This window comes from Streptomyces sp. NPDC001832 (assembly GCF_040297265.1).
Taxonomy (GTDB): Bacteria; Actinomycetota; Actinomycetes; order Streptomycetales; family Streptomycetaceae; genus Streptomyces.
Genome location: NZ_JBEOYU010000086.1, coordinates 1 through 4,623 on the forward strand (window position 1 = coordinate 1; position 4,623 = coordinate 4,623).

The following is a 4,623-nucleotide window of genomic DNA, read 5'->3' on the forward strand; positions in this document are numbered from 1 at the left end:
CGCTCGCCCCACCGTCGAGCGCGTGGTCCAGCCCGTACGGCGACCGGAGGGCAGGGAGGTGGACGGTGAGACGGGGGCGGAGTGTGCCGGGGCGGTGGGCGGGGGCGGCTGCGATTGCGGGGCGCCCCGGGGAGGCACCGGCGCGGTGGCGGCCGGTACAGGGGCCGAGGATCAGCCTCGCCAGCCATGCGGTGATCCGGCGGATAAGGTCGTACATGTCGATGCTCCTTGTTCAGCGTTGGCCATGCCCCGGGAGGTCTAGTCCACCTCGCCGGGGTCCTCTTTGTTTACCTCTAGAGGCTACAGCTAGATACAGCCCTCTACATACAAGTACAGAGGGATTCACCCGAGCGTGCAGGGCGGGTGCTCTCTACGTTGGAGGTATGAGCGATGCGGACGCCGTAGAGACAGCCTTGGATCCCATGAGCGCGAAACCGCTCTACATGCAGTTGGCCGACGCCATTGCCGCCAAGATCAGTTCCGGCGCGCTGGCGCCTGACAGGCCAATCCCCTCGGAGAACCACCTCGCCGACGAGTACGGCGTTGCACGGCTCACCGCCCGACGTGCTGCGCAGGAACTCCGCGAACGAGGCTTGATCATCACCGTTCGCGGCAAGGGCTCGTTCGTCGTAAAGCAGCCGCCCACCGAAAAGGGCAGCCCACCTGACGACCACTGAACACGGATGGCCGCCAGGTGACCACCTTCCGCCGCTACACGGCGGCCTTCTTCCGGCCGGCCCTCTTCTTCTCCGGGCGCCAGGCGCGGAGGTCGTCCTGTGACAGGTTGCGGTCCGCACGGCCACGGTTCAGCGCGGTCTGGAATTCCTGGGCGGGGTTGTCACCCCACTCCTCGTCGTACGCGTCGTACCACTGGTGGACCCACGGCATGATCTCCTGAAGCCCGGCAAGCAGCGGAACGAAGCGCGGATCGTCCTTGCTCCAACCGTCCACCGAGGAACGGTCCATGAGCAGGTTCACCAGAGCCTCGGCCTGGTCTCGGTGATTCCAGCCGGCCCAACCAAGCAGGAGGGACGGGTCGTTGTCCGTGGAAGCACCGGGATACGAGACGAACCGTTCCTTGGGCACGTCGAGCTTCCCGCGGTTCGACCAGTACGAGTGCTTGAGGAAATCGGCACCGGTGTACTTCGGCGGAACCTTGATGTCCAGCCGCTCCCCAGTCCGGTCCTCCTCCCTCTGCCGCTCCCACACACGCTCCCACTGCTCACGCTTGCGCAGGCCGGGCTCCTTGTAACGGAGAGCGGCGAGGTAGGGGACGCGCAAAAACGGCTGTACCCCCCTGAGACCCGAACGCAGATCGCCCCAGGCTGGGAGACCTACTCCTTCGCCCAGTGCTGGGTCGACTTCGACGGCTCGCAGGACGCCAGGACCGGCCAGGTGGCGCTCTCGTCGAGACACTGGCTGCTGTACAGGTTCACGATGGTGCTGCTGGTGCCCGTGCGCCAGTTCTGGCCGGTTTTGGAGCCGCAGTCGGCCAGGTACAGCACGTTGGCGTCGACAGTCAGACACTTGCCGGCGGACTCATTGTACAGCATGTAGGAACCGCCCGAACCGGCCTTTGCGGTCCAGTTGGCCACCGGGCTGTCCGTGCAGGTGGCGAACACGACGTTGAGGTAGCTCGCGGCCAGGCACTGGCCGTAGCCGACATCCCTGAGCCGGAAGTGGCCGCTGGGCGCGGGGGTTTTCGGCGAGGTCGCGCCGGACGCCCCACCGGAACCGCCGGAGCCGCCCGCGTCACCCGACCCGCCCGTGGCGTTCCCGCCGGTCGCGTTGCCGCCCGTGGCGTCCCCGCCGGTCGCGTTGCCGCCCGCGGCGTCCCCGCCGGTCGCGTTGCCGCCCGCGGCGTCCCCTCCGGTGGCGTTGCCACCCGTGGCATTGCCGCCCGTGGCGTTCCCGCCGGTGGCGTTCCCACCGGATGAGTTGCCGCCGTGCGCGGGTCCGCCCCCGGCTGCGGGGAGCGTCGCGGAGGTTCCGGCCGAAGGGGTGCCGCTGCCGGAGGTGCCCTTGGCATCGTCACGGTCGCCGTACAGCTGGGTGCCGGCGTAGACGGCGAGGGAGACGACCAGGGCCCCGGCTGCGACCAGGGCGAGGACGAGTCCCCGCCGCTTGGTGCCACGGCCAGGGGGCGTGGCCGGTCTCACGTGCGGGGCGAGTTCGGGAACTTCCTTCAGCAGCGTTCTCACCCGCAGGACGAACGCCTGCTGAGCCTCACGTACCGGCTGCGCCGCCACCACCATCCCGACGGCGGCGCCCAGTTCGTTGTCCCAGACAGGACTTCCACTGAAGCCTCCCTTGACATACACGGCCTCACCGTTGGCACGCGAGAGCTGGATCCATCCCTGGCGCGTGGGCCCACGGAACCTGCCGCTGTGCCAGATTCCATCCGGGTTGTCGTCGGTGAAGCCCACTGCACGCGCGTCGTGGTCCCATACACCGCGCTGCGGGTCGATCACGGGAAGCGGACGGGCTCCGGGAATCCGGTTACGTAACCGCAGCACGGCGATATCACCGGTCTGGTCGGGCCTGACCGGGATCCAGCGCTGGACCTCGGCACCGTGGTCGCCCCCGTCGACGCCGTCGGCGTTCCCGGCCAGCGGCACGTCGACCGTTACCTCGGTGCCAGCCTCAACCGTGGCCTCCCGGAGCCGGTCCAGCGCGTCCGACACCACATGTGCGCACGTCAGCACCAGGTTTGGAGCGATGAGGAAGCCCGCGCCGCCGATCGCGCCGTCCGGCCCCTTGACTCGGACAACCGCCGAGACCAGCGCCGGCTCCGCCTCCTCGGCATCCCGCTCCTGAATCCCCGTCACCGTGACCTCCGCGCTACCGAGTCCCCGTTGCGTGTCCTGGCCGGATCAACCACCCTGCAACGTGTCTCCGTTGGAGTCTCTCGCATCCCCCCTGTTCCAGGTCAGGTTTACGGAGAAATTGGCGGCTGCAGCGGTGATCCCCTCGCGGGCCGAGGAACGGTCGACGACAGCGGTCTCTCCCAAAGCCGCCTGCATGACACCGAACCCCTGGGCTGCCAGCATCCTGCCTGCCGGCAGCACCGCCTCCCGCCCGAAGGTCAGTGGACCTGCAGGGGATGCGTCAACGACCGTAGGAATTAAGGGGGTTGCGGCGTAAGTGTCCCTTCGGGCACTGCCCTGGCGGGCAGCGCCCGAAGGGGCAATGAATTTCGTGCCCATGACAATCGACATCCGGGCCGTGCGAAATGCAGAGCGTCGAAACGGTGCGGGGTGTCCTGCGCGCAGGCGGCATCAAGGGATACCGGCCGCGCCGCGGAGGCAGGACCGAAGGCACGCTCGGGCAGGCCGCAATGGGGGGCCTGCAGGCACGGAGTTCGTCAGGCGCTCAGGGCAGCAGTGAGGAAGATCGGGTACAGCACGCTCAGGGATCCGGTGGCGAGGCCGATGACACACAGGCCTCGGTTGAGCTTGCGGGCCAGGCCGAGGAGCGCGAAGGTGACGGCGAGGCTGCCGAACAGAAGCGGGATCGCGATCCCGAGGAAGCCGGCGAACACTGCGGCAATCAGAGCAACCGTACCGAGGACGAGCGAGGCGGGCCCGTAGAGAGTCGCGGGGCTGTCTGCGGATCCGGGGGCCATGTCGTGCTCCTCGCTACGGCATGTCGGCCTCTCCGACACGCAGATATGAAGATTCCCGCACTTTCATCATGGCACTTCTGATCGTCCCGGATCCTAGGGGTCCTTCGCCGTGACCAGCTCAGCGCGGGCCGCGTCGATCATCTTCCGCACATGCTCGGGCAGGTGCATCACGGGCGGCCTGGGCCTTGAGCGTCCAGTCCATCTGCCAGGGCGGGCCCATGAACCCGTCATCGGTCACTCGCCGGGCTCCATTCGAAGTGCCTGGTGGCGAATGTTGGACGCCTCCTCAAGCAGCGCTTTGGCCTCGGCCAGGTCCGTGCAATCGGCGGCGCGAGCTTCGAGGTCTGCCACATGGGCGTCGAGTCCGGGATCGCGGGCGATGGCGTACTCACCCCACCAGCGGGCCATGAACGCGGGCACGGTGCTGATGTCGTACGCGTCGGCGACGGCCCACTTCCAGTGCTCGTCGAAGTCGGGAAGCAGTTGGGGAGCGTGCTGCGTGATCGCCGCGCGCAGCGCCTTCGGGTTCCGCTCGGGCATGGTCGGGACGACCGGCGTGGGCTCTGCGGCATGGACAGTCATGACCGATGTACTCCTTTGTGCTCCTTCGGCGCGCCGTGTCTACGACCATAACCCGCCTCAACGGCCCGGCGTGGGCTGTTCGCGGCCGGGGCACTTCTGCTGGGCTCCACTGCCGGGCAGCCCGGAAGTTCTTGACGCCCAGCTCAGGGATGGCCGTGTCCGTGGAACCCGGTCCGGCCCGCCGGCCAGGCAGGCCGGACCGGGAGTCCCAAGGGCCGTTGCGGTCACGCTTCGCAGGTTCCGGCACCCCGGGCGTCCCCGGCATCGTCGATGTCCGTTACGGGCAGGCGCATGCCGCGCGACTCGGCGACCCGCAGCGCGTCACTCAGGCACTCGGCGAGCCTGATCCCGGCGTACCGCACCTCGCTGTGCGGGGACATGATGTCCCCCAGTACCTCGCGGGCACGGTCGAGGAT

The 4,623-nt window shown here is 68.4% G+C and carries 5 protein-coding genes and 2 pseudogenes; 1 reads left to right on the plus strand and 6 read right to left on the minus strand.

The window, feature by feature from the left end; genetic code table 11:
• A pseudogene (locus ABT115_RS30635) lies at window positions 1-217 on the minus strand (hypothetical protein); the annotation flags it as partial.
• Between the two features lie 166 nt (window positions 218-383).
• Here ABT115_RS30635 and ABT115_RS30640 point away from each other — a divergent pair.
• Window positions 384-677 carry a GntR family transcriptional regulator gene (locus ABT115_RS30640; RefSeq protein ID WP_351796717.1) on the plus strand — a complete coding sequence of 98 codons (294 nt, stop codon included), beginning with the start codon at window positions 384-386 and terminating at the stop codon, window positions 675-677.
• Window positions 678-711: 34 nt separating this feature from the next.
• On the opposite strand, the gene ABT115_RS30645 is transcribed toward ABT115_RS30640, so the two are convergent.
• From ABT115_RS30645 to ABT115_RS30665, 5 genes and pseudogenes are all read right to left on the minus strand, one after another.
• Window positions 712-1,281: a DUF7008 domain-containing protein gene (locus ABT115_RS30645; protein WP_351796719.1), complete on the minus strand. Its 570-nt coding sequence runs from the start codon at window positions 1,279-1,281 to the stop codon at window positions 712-714.
• A gap of 53 nt (window positions 1,282-1,334) precedes the next feature.
• A complete protein-coding gene (locus ABT115_RS30650) occupies window positions 1,335-2,828 on the minus strand; it encodes a trypsin-like peptidase domain-containing protein (RefSeq protein WP_351796721.1) in 1,494 nt (497 codons plus the stop codon).
• 536 nt (window positions 2,829-3,364) lie between these two features.
• A complete protein-coding gene (locus tag ABT115_RS30655) occupies window positions 3,365-3,625 on the minus strand; it encodes a hypothetical protein (protein WP_351796725.1) in 261 nt (86 codons plus the stop codon).
• A 234-nt stretch (window positions 3,626-3,859) separates the two neighbouring features.
• Window positions 3,860-4,207 carry a DUF6247 family protein gene (locus ABT115_RS30660; RefSeq protein ID WP_351796728.1) on the minus strand — a complete coding sequence of 116 codons (348 nt, stop codon included), beginning with the start codon at window positions 4,205-4,207 and terminating at the stop codon, window positions 3,860-3,862.
• A 224-nt stretch (window positions 4,208-4,431) separates the two neighbouring features.
• A pseudogene (locus tag ABT115_RS30665) lies at window positions 4,432-4,623 on the minus strand (hypothetical protein); the annotation flags it as partial.